Annotated in this window: 14 protein-coding genes, 1 riboswitch and 2 other annotated features; of the genes, 5 read left to right on the plus strand and 9 right to left on the minus strand. The window is 30.2% G+C overall.

Annotated elements, in window-relative coordinates; translation table 11 throughout:
- Window positions 1-149: 149 nt before the first annotated feature.
- The gene (serS, locus tag B3B03_RS04615) at window positions 150-1,424 is read right to left on the minus strand and encodes a serine--tRNA ligase (protein WP_346847540.1); all 1,275 of its coding nucleotides are present in this window, start codon (window positions 1,422-1,424) and stop codon (window positions 150-152) included.
- Window positions 1,425-1,502: 78 nt separating this feature from the next.
- Window positions 1,503-1,702, minus strand: a binding site (T-box leader).
- A gap of 211 nt (window positions 1,703-1,913) precedes the next feature.
- Here serS and B3B03_RS04620 point away from each other — a divergent pair.
- The 3 genes from B3B03_RS04620 (at window position 1,914) to B3B03_RS04630 (ending at window position 4,759) form a co-directional block, all read left to right on the plus strand.
- On the plus strand, window positions 1,914-3,428 hold the full coding sequence (locus B3B03_RS04620) for a bifunctional UDP-sugar hydrolase/5'-nucleotidase (RefSeq protein ID WP_346876577.1): 1,515 nt from the start codon (window positions 1,914-1,916) through the stop codon (window positions 3,426-3,428).
- Window positions 3,429-3,555: 127 nt separating this feature from the next.
- Window positions 3,556-3,765 (plus strand): cold-shock protein, encoded by a 210-nt coding sequence (locus tag B3B03_RS04625; RefSeq protein WP_035133808.1) that lies wholly within the window; start codon window positions 3,556-3,558, stop codon window positions 3,763-3,765.
- A 211-nt stretch (window positions 3,766-3,976) separates the two neighbouring features.
- The gene (locus tag B3B03_RS04630) at window positions 3,977-4,759 is read left to right on the plus strand and encodes a 3'-5' exonuclease (RefSeq protein WP_346876578.1); all 783 of its coding nucleotides are present in this window, start codon (window positions 3,977-3,979) and stop codon (window positions 4,757-4,759) included.
- 3 nt (window positions 4,760-4,762) lie between these two features.
- Here the strand turns inward: B3B03_RS04630 and B3B03_RS04635 are convergent, their stop codons facing one another.
- The 6 genes from B3B03_RS04635 to thiS form a co-directional block, all read right to left on the minus strand.
- On the minus strand, window positions 4,763-5,596 hold the full coding sequence (locus B3B03_RS04635) for a deoxyribonuclease IV (protein ID WP_346876579.1): 834 nt from the start codon (window positions 5,594-5,596) through the stop codon (window positions 4,763-4,765).
- A 159-nt stretch (window positions 5,597-5,755) separates the two neighbouring features.
- Window positions 5,756-6,346, minus strand: a complete 591-nt coding sequence (locus tag B3B03_RS04640) for a thiamine phosphate synthase (RefSeq protein ID WP_346876580.1) — start codon at window positions 6,344-6,346, stop codon at window positions 5,756-5,758.
- Window positions 6,331-7,434: a 2-iminoacetate synthase ThiH gene (thiH, locus tag B3B03_RS04645; RefSeq protein ID WP_346876581.1), complete on the minus strand. Its 1,104-nt coding sequence runs from the start codon at window positions 7,432-7,434 to the stop codon at window positions 6,331-6,333. The genes B3B03_RS04640 and thiH overlap by 16 nt, the downstream gene beginning before the upstream one ends.
- Before the next feature lie 39 nt (window positions 7,435-7,473).
- A complete protein-coding gene (locus B3B03_RS04650) occupies window positions 7,474-8,244 on the minus strand; it encodes a thiazole synthase (RefSeq protein ID WP_346876582.1) in 771 nt (256 codons plus the stop codon).
- A gap of 1 nt (window position 8,245) precedes the next feature.
- Window positions 8,246-9,052, minus strand: a complete 807-nt coding sequence (gene thiF / locus B3B03_RS04655; RefSeq protein WP_346876710.1) for a sulfur carrier protein ThiS adenylyltransferase ThiF — start codon at window positions 9,050-9,052, stop codon at window positions 8,246-8,248.
- Window positions 9,053-9,125: 73 nt separating this feature from the next.
- Entirely contained in the window at window positions 9,126-9,320 is a 195-nt protein-coding gene (thiS, locus tag B3B03_RS04660; protein ID WP_346876583.1) for a sulfur carrier protein ThiS, read from the minus strand.
- Between the two features lie 215 nt (window positions 9,321-9,535).
- A riboswitch (TPP riboswitch) is annotated at window positions 9,536-9,634 on the minus strand.
- Between the two features lie 145 nt (window positions 9,635-9,779).
- Here thiS and B3B03_RS04665 point away from each other — a divergent pair.
- Window positions 9,780-9,929: a hypothetical protein gene (locus B3B03_RS04665; protein WP_167402733.1), complete on the plus strand. Its 150-nt coding sequence runs from the start codon at window positions 9,780-9,782 to the stop codon at window positions 9,927-9,929.
- Between the two features lie 85 nt (window positions 9,930-10,014).
- On the opposite strand, the gene B3B03_RS04670 is transcribed toward B3B03_RS04665, so the two are convergent.
- Window positions 10,015-10,908, minus strand: a complete 894-nt coding sequence (locus B3B03_RS04670) for a LysR substrate-binding domain-containing protein (protein WP_150841824.1) — start codon at window positions 10,906-10,908, stop codon at window positions 10,015-10,017.
- Window positions 10,909-11,028: 120 nt separating this feature from the next.
- On the opposite strand from B3B03_RS04670, the gene B3B03_RS04675 reads away from it, so the two are divergent.
- Complete coding sequence (locus B3B03_RS04675) at window positions 11,029-12,219, plus strand: coenzyme F420-0:L-glutamate ligase (RefSeq protein ID WP_346876584.1); 1,191 nt, start codon at window positions 11,029-11,031, stop codon at window positions 12,217-12,219.
- Between the two features lie 122 nt (window positions 12,220-12,341).
- Here B3B03_RS04675 and B3B03_RS04680 read toward each other — a convergent pair whose 3' ends face one another.
- On the minus strand, window positions 12,342-13,994 hold the full coding sequence (locus tag B3B03_RS04680) for a glutamine--tRNA ligase/YqeY domain fusion protein (protein WP_346876585.1): 1,653 nt from the start codon (window positions 13,992-13,994) through the stop codon (window positions 12,342-12,344).
- Window positions 13,995-14,171: 177 nt separating this feature from the next.
- Window positions 14,172-14,426, minus strand: a binding site (T-box leader).
- Between the last annotated feature and the right edge of the window lie 33 nt (window positions 14,427-14,459).

Below are 14,459 nucleotides of genomic sequence, written 5' to 3' on the forward strand. Positions count from 1 at the left end.
TATTCAATAGTTGCTTAAAAGTTCTTATCTTATATTTCTTTAATTATAGTTTTAGCACTTTTAATAATTACAACCTTATCTTTATAAGGCTCTATATCCTTAAAAATTTGATAATCATATTTTACTTATTATATATATTGTAAATATTTCTATATTTTTTCTTTACCTATCCACTTTCTCAATACTTCTGGTACTATAACACTTCCGTCCTCCTGTTGATATTGTTCTAGTATTGCAGGTAATAATCTGCTTGTAGCTAACCCTGATGCATTTAAGGTATTTAGATATTCTACCTTATTACCATCTTCTCTTCTAAATCTTATCATCCCCCTTCTTGCCTGATAATCTCTTGCATTAGAAGCTGAACTTATCTCTTTATATTCATTCATACTCGGTATCCATACTTCTATATCATAGGTCTTCGCCATAGATGCACTACAATCTTTAGCTGCCAGCTTTACTAGTCTATAATGTAGTCCTAAGCCTTTTACCAGAGCTTCAGCTTTTTTGATTAATTCCTCTAAAGCTTCATCTGAATCCTCAGGTTTTGTATATTGGAACATTTCTATTTTATTAAACTGATGTCCTCTTATCATACCTCTTTCAGATTTTCTATAGCTTCCAGCTTCAACACGATAACAAGGAGTATAAGCAAACAATTTCTTAGGTAATTCTTCTTCTTTTAAAATTTCTCCTCTATAAAGATTTATTAAAGCAGTCTCTGCTGTAGGAAGCATAAATTGCATACTTTCTTTATCTTTTTTGTCCCCTACTGTAAATACTTCATCAACAAATTTAGGAAACTGACCTGCTGAAAGACCACATTGATAGTTTAATATATGTGGAGGCAGGATAAATTCATATCCGTCTTTTATATGCTCTTCTATAAAATAATTAAGTAAAGCCCATTCTAACATAGCTCCTACACCTTTATATATCCAAAATCCATTACCTCCAAGCTTAACTCCTCTTTCATAATCAATAAGCTCATGAACTTTAGCAAGTTCTACATGATCTTTAATTTGGAAATTGAAATTAGGCTTTTCTCCAAATTCTCTAACTACCTTGTTATTTTCTTTTCCACCTGCTACTACATCCTCATCGGGTATATTCGGAAGGCTTTCCATAAATGTATTTATCTTTTCTTCCATCTCTTGAAGTTTCTCATCATATTCCTTTATCTCTTTGCTAACTACTTTCATTTCTTCATATAAATCTTCTACATTTTCTCCCCTTTTCTTAAGAATAGGAATCTCTTTAGAAACCTTATTTTTGTTGCTTTTAAGCTCTTCTACCTGTATTAATATTTTTCTTCTTTCTTCATCCCACTGTAAAAGCTCTGAAAAATCTACACTATCCATTCTCTTTAAAAGTGCAGCCTTAACTTTCTCAGGATTTTTTCTAATTAAATAAATATCTATCATTTTTATTCCTCCTAAATGAATTTTTTAATATTAAATCTTTTTATTTTGCTGTAAATTAAAAACTCCCGCCTCTATAAATATAGAGACGAGAGCTATTATATCCCGCGGTACCACTCCAGTTGTCACATTAGTGACCTCTTTACTGTGCTTTAAGGAGCACTCCCCTCTGATTCTTCATCAGTAGCTCCGAAGTGGAAAGACTATATAATATACTGATTTTCACCTATCATCAGCTCTCTAAAATATTTAAATAGTCGTAGCTTCATCATTGCTATATGATATTTAATATATATTAAACATTATTCTAGCACCTTATTCTTTCAATGTAAATATTTCTATATAATATAACTTAATAAAATTACCTTTAAATTTTACTTTTACTAGATATTTTATCTACGAAGATGATTTTATATGTGAATAATATATATGTTATAGTAATATTGATGAAAATTTATAAAATACAGTTTTTTAATATAATGAGGTGACAAAATGAAAAAATTAAAAATATACTTTACGTCTGATATTCACGGATACATATATCCTACAAATTATAGAGATGATACTGAAAAGAATATGGGTATATTAAATATAATTAATCAGTTTGAAAAAGATGGAAATACCCTAATCATAGATGGTGGAGATACAATTCAAGGTTCTCCTTTAACTAATTATCTAAGTAATAATGAATTTGATATACATCCACTTGCAACTGTAATGAATGAAGGTCAATACGATTATGTAACTCTTGGAAATCATGATTTCAATTATGGCTATGACTATTTGAAAAAATATCTTAGCAATTTAAATGGAAAATGCCTATGCACTAATGTAGATAATATAACAAAAGAAATATGTATTTTGCCTTATGATATTAAAACCATGGAAAATGGGTTAAAAGTAGGCATAATGGGATTTACCACTGATTTTATAAACAGATGGGAAAGGCCTTTAAATATAAAAAATTTCACTATCACAGATACCTTTAAGTCAGTAAAAAAATATTATGTAGAACTTAAAAAACAATGTGATTTAGTAATAGGAGTTTATCATGGTGGATTTGAAAATGATTTAGAATCCCATGAAAAACTAAGCAACACTAATGAAAACATAGCATATAAATTGTGTCAAGAATTTGATTTTCATATTCTTTTAACTGGACATCAACACATGGAAATTCCAGGACAATATCTACATAATACCTACATAGCTCAAACCCCTCCCAACGGGACAAAATTTTTAGAAATAAACTTAGAGTTTCATGATGATTTAAGTAAAAATATAAGTTCTTCATTAAAAAAAGTAGAGCTTAATCCTAATAATGCTATGTATTATAAATTCTTAAATTTAGAAAAACAAGTTCAAAAGTGGTTGGATACACCTGTAGGATTTTTAGATATAGAACTTCAACCTAGTACTCACATAAACATGGCTACTAATGGCTCTTATTTAGCTAATTTCATAAATCAAGTACAGTTGGGTGCAAGTAGTGCTGATATTTCAGTTACATCATTTGCTAATTCAATAAAAGGTTTTAATAAAAATGTAACAGTAAGAGATATAACCTCTACATATATGTTTCCTAATACCCTAACTATCATTGAAATAGATGGGAAAACTTTAAAGCTTGCCCTTGAAAAATGCTCTAGTTACTTTGATAATATTGATGGTGAATTACAAGTATCTACCCGCTTCTTAAAACCTAAGGTAGAACATTATAACTATGACTATTTCTCAAATTTGAGTTATATCTTTGATATAAACAAAGAAGTAGGAAATCGTGTTGTTTCAATGAAATTTAAGGGTAAAGACATTTTTGATAATGATACCCTTACCCTTGCCATGAACAACTATAGAGCAACAGGTGCAGGTGGTTATGATTTCTATAGAAATTGTAGAGTAGTAGGTGAAGTCTTAAATGAAATGCCCGACATTATCATTGATTATTTTAGAGCTCATAAGAAAGTTGTAGTGGATAAAAATCAATATCTAACTGTTATTAAATAGCTTACATTTCTTAACAATAAATTTATTCATCTCTTTTTATTAAGATTAATTATTATTATGTTTAAAAATCATAATTTTTTCAAATACTACACTATAAGTTAATTTACTGTTTAAGGAGGAATAAATATTGTCTAGTATAACTGGTATTGTTAAATGGTATGATGAAGGAAAGGGTTATGGATTTATTTCTTGTAATGAGGGCAATGATGTATTTGTACATCATTCTCAAATAAAAGAAAAAGGAACTAATAAAGATTTACATGAAGGTGAAAGTGTAACTTTTGATATTACTGATGGAGCTAAAGGGCCCATGGCTGTGAATGTTCAAAAGCTATAACTTGAATTTAAAAGGTTATCTTAGGGTTAAATTATTTAACCTTAAGGTAGCCTATTTTTATGCTTTTTAGATAATAAAAGCTATATAATTGCTACAAATTCTGTTATTATAGATAGTTGTACGGTATTGGTTACACTATGTTTTTTAATAATTAATCAATACATAACCAATACTAAGATAATTGATTTTATATGTTAAAAGTGGTGATATAATGAACTATATAATATTTGACTTAGAATTTAATCAAAAATATGAAGATAAAAAAGAACTTTGTTTAGAAAAAAATCAATGTGTAGAAAAGAGCAATAATTTAAGTCTCCCCTTTGAAATTATTCAGATAGGAGCTTTAAAATTGAATGAAAATTTCGAAAAGATATCCACATTTAATTTTTTAATTAAGCCAACTATTCACACAACTCTACATCCTTATGTGGAAAACCTTACTAAAATAAGTAATAATGATATAAATTCTTCAGAAACCTTTCCTAATATTTACGATAAATTTACTAAATTTATTGGTGAAGAAGAAGCAGTTCTCTGTGTATGGGGGATAGTAGATATAAAAGAACTTTTACGAAATATAAAATTTCATAATATATCTACTACCTCTCTTCCACTTAAATATATCGACGTGCAAAGCCATGCATCAAAATATTTTAATAGTAAAAAAGGTATAAAAATTGGGCTTAAAAATGCAATTGAGCTTTTGGATATACCCCTTCATGGTGATTTTCATGACGCGAGTAATGATGCTTATTATACAGCAGAAGTATTAAAGATGATTTTCAATAAAAATATAAAGCCTTTATTATATACTAACCCTTCTAGAAGTACCTCTTCTGTTAAAGAAAAAGTTGATATGAATGGAGTATTTGATCAATTTAAAAAAATGTACAAGAGAAGTCTAACTAAAGAAGAAAAGTCTATGATAAGCCTTGCTTATAACATGGGTAGAACAAAACAATTTGTAATTATAAGAAAAGAAGACTCTTAGCTGCTAGCTAAGAGCCTTTCTTCTTAATATTTCTATTTCCTTGCCATACCCCTCAAGGTCATTTGGGGTTTCAAGGAAAAATGGTAAGTTGCATAATTTAGGATGATTAATAATATTAGTAATGGCTTCAATTCCTAAAGAACCTTCACCAATTTTTTCATGTCTGTCCTTATGACTTTCAAAAGGATTTTTGCTATCATTTAAATGAATTGCCTTTAATTTTTCTAATCCAATTATTCTATCAAACTCTTCTAAAACTCCATCTAAATTATTAACTATATCATATCCTGCATCATATACGTGACAGGTATCAAGACACACTCCCATATGATCCTTTAGCTCTACTCTATTAATAATTTCAGCTATTTCTTCAAAATTTCTTCCTACTTCTGTCCCCTTACCTGCCATGGTTTCTAATAACACAGTAGTAGTCTGCTGCGGCTTAATAACTGCATTAAGCATATCTACAATATAATTAATTCCAACTTCTACGCCTTGTTTAACATGACTACCTGGGTGAAAATTATATAAATTATTAGGTAAGTACTCCATTCTTAATAAATCATCTGTCATCATTTCTAATGCAAATTTTCTAGTGTTTTCATCTGCTGAACAAGCATTCAATGTGTAAGGTGCATGAGCCAATATAGTACTAAATTTATTTTCTTCCATTATTCTTAAAAGGGCAGCAACATCTTTTTCATCTATAGCCTTTGCCTTTCCACCCCTAGGATTTCTAGTAAAAAATTGAAAGGTATTAGCTCCTATTGAAAGTGCTTCCTTTCCCATATTTTCAAAACCCTTGGTTGTAGATAAGTGACATCCTATATTTAACATTTTCATTACCTCCATCTTCTATTATTGCAAAACTTCTAATTTTATATTCTATTTCTATATCCCTTGTAATTTAAATTTCAATAATCTAACTTTAATACAATGATACTATAATAGAAGATATATTTGCAATGGATAATTTTTATTATTTAGAAATAACTATTAGTATTTTAAGGTTCTAACTAGATCATATACGTCTTCACAATAAAAAAATGTGGACATTAATGCTACTCCATCAGCTCCTGCTTCTATAACCTTGGAAGCATTTTCTGTTGAAATTCCACCTAAAGCTATGATAGGACAAGTAACTACTTTCTTTAATTCTTGAATAAATTCAACGCCCTTAGGTTTTAATCCGTCTTTACACTTGGTAGAAAATATATGAGATGCTAGTATATAGCTACACCCCTTTTTATCTGCCCTTATACCTTCTTCTAAAGAATGTACAGAAACTCCTACATTAAATTTCTTTTTATTATCTAAATTCATAAAATCTTTAAAAGATAGATGAACAGTTCTTTCCTTTACTTTTTCATAAATTTTCATATTAGAATTTATTATTATCTCAGTACTTCCAATTACTAGCTCCTTTATTTTATAATAAAGCCTTTCTAATTCTTCATCATCTAAATCTTTTTCTCTTAATATTATTCTATCCACACCAGCCAGTGAAGCTTCTTGCAGGGTTTTAAAATATTTTTCTTCACTAACTAAATGCCTATTTGTTATTAGGTAAATCAAATTCTTTCCCAATCCTTAAATATTGGTTGAAACCCTGCTTCTATTATCATTTCTTTTATTTCTTCTACTGAACCTTCATCATTTATGGAAAATTGTGATGTACCTTTAGTTTTTAATGCATGACCTCCAACCTCTGTAGACACACCTGCACTCATCTTGGTGATTCCTAAAGGTATAAGGTTTTTTCTCATTTCATGATCTTCTCGTGTAGAAACATTTATTCCACTTTGCTGTGCAAAGATTTTATAAGCTAACATAACTTGTACCATTTTTTTATCTTCCACTGGGTTTAACTCCTTTAATCCTCCCTTACAAGGTCTGATTCTTGGAGGTGAATAAGTCACTTCTACATGTGGATATTTCTTTCTAATATACTCTCCATGAAGAGCTGTGAAAAAGGCATCTCTTCTAAAATCACCTAGTCCAAGAAGAGCTCCTATACTTATACTTCTCATTCCAGCTCTTGCTCCTCTTTCTGGAGCATCTAATCTAAATTTATAATTCTTTTTAGGTCCTGATAAATGAACTCTATCATAAATTTCTTCATCATAGGTTTCTTGGTATACAGTAAGACCTTCTGCTCCTACTTCTACAGTTTTTTTATAATCCTCTTCACTTAAAGGCTGTACCTCTAAGGTTATAGATGGAAAGTATTCTTTCATTACTTTTATAGCATCTACTATATACCTAGTTGGGGAATGAATTTGACTTTCTCCTGTTAATAGAATAATGTGCTTAAATCCTTGTTTAGCAACTGCTTCTGATTCTGATTTTATTTCCTCCAAAGTTAGCTTTTTTCTACTTATAGAATTTTCAAGATTATATCCACAATAAGAGCATTTATTAACACAATAATTTGAAATATAAATTGGAGTATATAATAAAATAGTTCTTCCAAAGTGTCTTAACGATAATTCCCTTGCCTTTACTGCCATATCTTCTAATACTTTTTCTCCTACTGGTGATAATAAATTAAGCAAGTCCTCATAATTTGGATTTTTTTCATTAATACTTCTCTCTACATCTTCTGCTTTTACCCTACTCCAATATCTATTAAAGTCAAAATCCTTAAATTTTTCTATGGTACTATAAAAACTCATTTTTTCATCTCCTCAAATTTTCCGTTAGTGTAAAGTTTTTTACTCTCCTAAAAATCCTGTGAGTGGTGAGGATGCATTTCCACTTTTAGAAACAGTCCCAAATTTTGATAAATAAGCAAGTCGTCCACCTTCTACCGCCATACTAAAGGCTCTTGCCATATTAGCTGGATTTTTTGAAGAAGCTATAGCTGTATTAACAAGACATGCCGCTGCTCCCATTTCCATAGCTTCCATTGCTTGTGATGGCTTTCCTATTCCAGCATCAACTATAATTGGAATATCTAGTTCATCTATCATTATTTCAATAAGTTCCTTAGTTCTTATACCTCTATTACTTCCTATCGGTGCTCCTAAAGGCATAACCGCCGATGCTCCCGCTTCTATTAATCTTCTCCCTGCATATAAATCTGGACACATATATGGGAGTACTGTAAATCCTTCTTTAGCTAATATTTCTGTAGCTTTTATAGTTTCTTCATTATCCGGAAGCAGATACTTTGAATCCGATATAACCTCAATTTTTATCCAGTTACCACATCCCATAGCTTTGGCAATTCTTGCAATCCTAACTGCCTCTTCTGCATTAGTTGCCCCTGATGTATTAGGCAATAAAATAACATTCTTAGGTATATTAGATAAAATATCTTCTTCCTTATTATCTAAATCTATCCTTCTTAAGGCCAAGGTAATAACCTGTGAATTACTTTCACTCAAGACTTCCTTTATAAGTTTATTAGACGGATACTTACCTGTACCTACAAATAATCTATTTTTTAATTCTACTCCACCTATTTTTAACATATCTTCCATTTTAACTTTCCCCTTCTTTCAACATAATTCTAAGTGCCATATTTGCCATATGATTTGCACATATTGCTACCCTTGGTGCCATGAGTCCAGATCCTTCTTTAGCTTCATTTACTCCATCTCCACAAATATAAAACCTATTGTTTATCTTTTTAGTTTGTATATCATTAGAAGAATAAAAACCTGCCATACCTGATGATGCTATAAGGACTGATTCCTTAACTTGAGTTAATATCTCATTACACAACATTGCTTTATAATTTGCACTATCAAAAGCTTCTAACACAATATCTACATCTTCAAATAATTCTTTTATATTCTCCTTTTCTATTTTCTCAATTTTTTCATTTATCTCTATAAATGGATTTATGTCTAAGAGTTGTTTTTTTAAAGCAATAACCTTATATTCTCCTATATCTCTTATTAAGTATTGCTGTCTATTTAAATTTGATGGTTCTACCACATCAAAATCTATTATTCTTATAAATCCCACTCCTAACCGAGCTAAGGATATAGCAATATTGGACCCAAGGCCCCCTACACCCGCAATGGCTACTCTTGCCTTTGATACTTTTTCATGTACCCCTGGTGTATGCCTTGCCATCATAACACCTCTAAGTTCACTTTTACTTGGAACTTGTCCTCTCTTTATAAAAATAATGTTGTCACCTTCCTTTAATATCTTATCTTTAACTAAAGGAAATCCATTTAGTATCACCACATCACAACTAGGCTTAAGCCTATCTTTTAAACGAAGACAAGTTTCACCCTTATTAACTTCTTCTATGTTTTCATTAACTTTAATTTTAATTTTCTCTTTCAAACAAATCCACCACTCTATATCTTTCTGTAAAAGTCTTTTGAAATATATTTATAATTTCTCTTTAGCCTCCCCCTACAAAAGATACAACTTCTATAATATCCTCCTCTTTTAAATATATTTCCCAATAATTTTCTCTTGGTACTATTTCTTTATTTAATTCCACTACTACCTTTTCTTCATTAACATCTAACTTACTTAGCAAACTGCTTATAGTAGTTATTCCATTCATATCTACACTTTTTCCATTAACCTTCATATTTTCACCTTCTTTCAATACCTATGTACATTAACTAACTTATTTTTACAAATAAAAAACACCTAACAAATGCTAGGTGTTGAGAATCTCAATAACTCATATAACAATATCTTCTTATTTAAGTTTAGATATTAATAATTAAAATTATATCTTTACTTAAGCTTTTATAAAAATACTAATTTTGCATAAGCAAGACTTTTATTTTATATAAAAATAAGACTTATTATTTGCTTCCCTCCGATGGTACTAACCATATCAGGTTCTTAGAGTTAGGACTTTCCTTCTCAGCCAAATTGGCACCCCTAGCTATCTATTAAATTATATTTATTATAACATTGCGGATTTACAAATTCAACTATACCATTCAATAAATACCTAATTGCGCTCCTATATATATGAATAGTTTTTTATAATAATCACAAAATAAGGTTGAACGAAATGTTGAAGGAGGTTAAATTTATGAAATTAGAAGATAACCCTGAGCTACGTGAAAAAGCTAAACAAATGCTTATAGATGGAGAATCCTATGATAAAATTATGGACGTAACTCATTTAAGATTAAAAGATGTAAAAAGAATTGAAAGAGAAGAAGTAAGTAGTCATTTTTAGTTAATACAAAATACCCTGTAAAGTAATCCTCTATTTTGTGTGTTAAGCTTTCAGGGTATATTCTATTTTTGTATATGTTTTTGTCCTATATGTCTGTTTTATGCTCTAGTATTTCAATAAATTTTGTAGTTGCGGGAGAAAGGGACACACTCTTTAAAAAACATAGCCCTATACTTCTTTTAGGTATTTCTTCTTTTAATTTCACTTTATATACTGTTCCCTTTTCTAAATATTCTTTTGAAAATTCTTTAATAACACAGGCTATTCCTAAGTTTGCCCTTGCAAATTCTAATAATAAATCATAAGATCCTAATTCGATTTCAGCAGTAATTTTAATTCCTTTAGATAACATATATTTTTCTATGTATTGCCTTGATATAGATTTAGATTCTAATAATATTAATGGTAATTCTGTTATTTCTTCGAGGCTAATGGGTTTAGAGCAACGGTTCTTGTACTTATTTCCACAGACAAATATATCATGAATATCCATACATTCTCTAAGTTCCAGTGCAGAATCTTCAATAGGAAAATTACAAATTGCAATATCTATTTCCCCTGACTTTACACTAGCACAAAGCTCTAAGGTTGTGGCATTTATTATTTTAAACTTAATATTGGGATATTCCTTGTGAAATTGTTCTAAATAGGGTAATAAAAAATATCTTGATATGGTATCTCCTACACCTATTTTTAAATCTCCTATCATCATATTTTTAATTTTTAAAAGTTTATCTTCTCCAACATGTATCAAATTCATGGCAGAGCTAGCATATTCAAATAAAATTCGCCCCTCATTTGTAAGTATAACCCCTTTAGAAGTTCTTGTGAAAAGCCTTATATCTAGTTCTCTTTCTAATTGCATAATAGATTGACTTACTGCGGGTTGAGTCATGTATAACTCTTTAGCAGCTCTTGAAAAACTTTCATGCTTTCCCACCATACAAAACACCTTATATAAATCTAATTTACTTATCATATAAGCACTCCTTATATCTACTATTTAATCTATTTATTTTACTTATACCACTAAAATGGTGTATATTACAAGTGTAGGTTTTAAAAATTAATGTAATTTTACATAAAGGAGATGTTATAATTGGAAAGAGTCGTTGGAACTGTTGTTAGAGGACTTCGTTGCCCAATCATAAACAAAGGAGATAACATTGAAGAAATCGTTGTAGATAGCGTGCTAACTGCTGCTAAAGTTGAAGGTTTCTCAATTAATGATAAAGATGTAGTTACTGTAACTGAATCTGTAGTTGCTCGTGCACAAGGAAACTATGCTTCTATAGATAATATTGCTAAAGATGTAAGCTCAAAGTTTGGTGAAGATACTGTGGGAGTAATATTCCCAATATTAAGCCGTAACCGTTTTGCTATATGCCTTCGTGGTATTGCAAAGGGTGCTAAAAAAATTGTTTTAATGCTTAGCTATCCTTCTGATGAAGTTGGTAACCATTTAGTAGATTTAGATATCCTAGATGAAAAAGGAGTTAATCCTTGGACAGATGTTCTAACTGAAAAGCAATTCCGTGAACACTTTGGATTTAATAAACATCCATTTACCGGTGTTGATTATATTGAGTATTACAAATCTCTAGTTGAAAGCTATGGAGTAGAGTGTGAAGTTATATTCTCAAATAATCCAAAAACTATATTAGATTATACAAAGAGTGTACTTACTTGTGACATTCACACTAGATTCAGAACTAAGAAAATACTTAAGGCAAATGGTGGAGAAAAGATTTATAGTCTTGATGATATTTTATCTTCATCAATTGATGGTAGTGGATTCAATGAAGCTTATGGACTTTTAGGCTCAAACAAATCTACAGAGGAAACAGTTAAACTTTTCCCTCGTAACTGCCAACCAGTAGTTGATAATATACAAGCTATGATTAAAGAGAAAACTGGAAAAACTGTTGAAGTTATGATTTATGGAGATGGAGCATTCAAAGATCCAGTAGGTAAGATTTGGGAACTTGCAGACCCAGTTGTATCACCTGCATATACTCCAGGACTTGAAGGAACACCAAATGAAGTTAAGTTAAAATATCTTGCTGATAATAACTTTGCTGATTTAAAAGGTGAAGAACTTAAGTCTGCTATCTCTGAATATATTAAAAATAAAGAATCTGATTTAGTAGGTGCTATGGAATCACAAGGTACTACTCCAAGAAGACTTACTGATCTTATAGGTTCATTATCTGACTTAACTTCTGGAAGTGGAGATAAGGGAACTCCTATAATCTTCATCCAAGGTTATTTCGATAATTACACAAAATAATACAGGAAAAACTAATGTAATTTCTTATCCTACTTATATAAAAATAGCCCAAAGGATTTTCTTTATCCCTTGGGCTATTTTCTATACTTTATTTCTAATGGATTTTTCTTATATACACTGACTTACTTTTTATAAGAGCTCTTCAAAGATACAGTTCTATTAAATACTAGTTTTTCTTCAGATAATCTAGTATCTCTTATAAAGTATCCATGTCTTATAAATTGAAATCTACCTTCTTCGTTTAGTCTAAGCGCTGCTGGTTCAATAATTGCATTTTTCTTTACTTCTAAGGAATTTTTATTTATATATTCAAATAAATTATCTCCAGATGGAGCATCATTAAATAAATTCTCAAACAATCTAACTTCACAAGGTACTCCATACTTTGCACTTACCCAGTGAATTGTACCCTTAACTTTTCTTCCAGTAAAACCACTACCACTCTTAGTCTCTGGATCATAGCTACATCTAAGCTCTACTATTTCACCAGATTCATTCTTTATTACCTCATTACATTTTATAAAATATGCTCCCTTAAGTCTAACTTCTCCATCTAATACTAATCTATTATATTTCTTAGGTGGATTTTCACTAAAATCCTCTCTTTCAATATACAATTCTTTAGTAAAAGGCATCTCTCTCTTACCTAAGTCTTCATTTTCACCATTATTTTCAATGGTTAAATACTCTAAATGTTCTTCTAGTAAATTTGTTACTACAACTTTTATTGGATCAAGAACTGCCATAACAGAAGGTACCCTTAATTTCAAATCTTGTCTTAAAGAGTTCTCTAGCATAGCAACATCTACTAAAGTATCAGCCTTAGCAACTCCAATTTCTCTTAAAAAGTTTAAAATTGCCTCTCGTGTATACCCTCTTCTTCTCATTCCCTTTAAAGTTGAAAGCCTTGGATCATCCCATCCATCAACTTCTCCACTAGCTACTAACATCTTTAAATATCTCTTACTTGTAACTACTCCACTTAAATTCATTCTTCCAAATTCAATTTGTCTTGGCTTTGGATTATCTAAATCTAACTCATTTAAAACCCATTCATAAAGGGGTCTATGATCTTTGAATTCATTAGAACATAAAGAATGAGAAACCCCTTCAATATAGTCTTGAATTGGATGAGCATAGTCATACATAGGGTATATGCACCATTGAGTACCAGTTTTATAGTGTTGCGTATAGGATATTCTATAAATAACTGGGTCTCTCATATTCATATTGGGACTTGCCATATCTATTTTTGCTCTTAACACAGCTTCTCCCTCTTTATATTTACCAGCCTTCATTTTATCAAATAACTCTAAGTTTTCTTCAATAGTTCTATCTCTATATGGACTATTTTTACCCTGTGTTGTTAAAGTTCCCCTATATTCTCTTACTTCATCGGGAGTTAAATTACATACATAAGCCTTTCCCTTTCTTATTAAATATAAAGCATAGTTATATATTTTTTCACTGTAATCTGAACCATAAAAAAGTCTATCCTCATAGTCAAACCCCATCCACTTCATATCTTCCATAATAGCATCTACATACTCATGGTCTTCTTTACCTGGGTTAGTGTCATCAAATCTTAAGTTGAATTTTCCGTTATACTTTTTAGCAATTCCATAGCTTATATTTATTGCATAAGCACTTCCTATATGGAGATATCCATTAGGTTCAGGAGGAAACCGAGTATGAATTTCATCACATTTTCCCTCATTAATATCTTCCTTCACTAGTCTATCTACAAAGTTTAAAGAATCATTTTCATTACACATATCCTCTTAGTAAAGCTTTTTTCAAGCTTTACTAAATTCACCTCCCATTTATATATAAATTTTAATTTTAAGATTTTATAGTTTTTCACTTAACCAAATATAAAATTTGGAGTGACGTTGCTAAAGCAACTTTTCGCTTTGCTCGTAAAAAAACTCCCCCCCTAGGACTGTTATAGTCCTTAGGGCGAGAGTTATATCTTCGCGTTGCCACCTAAATTCATAGATATGTCACCATATCAATCTTATCAAGTACGGTATTAAAAATACTTATACTCTAGTCCTGTAACGTAGACCTACGTCATAGCATCATCATTAAAGAATCCGTATGAAGCTCAGAGCCTTGTTTCGATAAATACTTCTTTACTCCTTTTCAACACCTGGAGCTCTCTGCAAAAGAAATTAAATATCTACTTTTCTCATCATAGCTATTATTGATATTATTATCTATAATATACAAATATATTT

Origin of the sequence: Clostridium sp. UBA5712 (genome assembly GCF_002419845.1) — a bacterium.
Classification (GTDB): Bacteria; Bacillota; Clostridia; order Clostridiales; family Clostridiaceae; genus Clostridium_J; species Clostridium_J sulfidigenes.

What these genes read in the sequence shown, in the direction of transcription:
- serS (WP_346847540.1), bottom strand. Translation starts at nt 1,424, where the DNA reads ATGATAGATATTTATTTAATTAGAAAAAATCCTGAGAAAGTTAAGGCT.
- B3B03_RS04620 (WP_346876577.1), top strand. Translation starts at nt 1,914, where the DNA reads ATGAAAAAATTAAAAATATACTTTACGTCTGATATTCACGGATACATA.
- B3B03_RS04630 (WP_346876578.1), top strand. Translation starts at nt 3,977, where the DNA reads ATGAACTATATAATATTTGACTTAGAATTTAATCAAAAATATGAAGAT.
- B3B03_RS04635 (WP_346876579.1), bottom strand. Translation starts at nt 5,596, where the DNA reads ATGTTAAATATAGGATGTCACTTATCTACAACCAAGGGTTTTGAAAAT.
- thiH (WP_346876581.1), bottom strand. Translation starts at nt 7,434, where the DNA reads ATGAGTTTTTATAGTACCATAGAAAAATTTAAGGATTTTGACTTTAAT.
- B3B03_RS04650 (WP_346876582.1), bottom strand. Translation starts at nt 8,244, where the DNA reads ATGGAAGATATGTTAAAAATAGGTGGAGTAGAATTAAAAAATAGATTA.
- thiS (WP_346876583.1), bottom strand. Translation starts at nt 9,320, where the DNA reads ATGAAGGTTAATGGAAAAAGTGTAGATATGAATGGAATAACTACTATA.
- B3B03_RS04665 (WP_167402733.1), top strand. Translation starts at nt 9,780, where the DNA reads ATGAAATTAGAAGATAACCCTGAGCTACGTGAAAAAGCTAAACAAATG.
- B3B03_RS04670 (WP_150841824.1), bottom strand. Translation starts at nt 10,908, where the DNA reads ATGATAAGTAAATTAGATTTATATAAGGTGTTTTGTATGGTGGGAAAG.
- B3B03_RS04680 (WP_346876585.1), bottom strand. Translation starts at nt 13,994, where the DNA reads ATGTGTAATGAAAATGATTCTTTAAACTTTGTAGATAGACTAGTGAAG.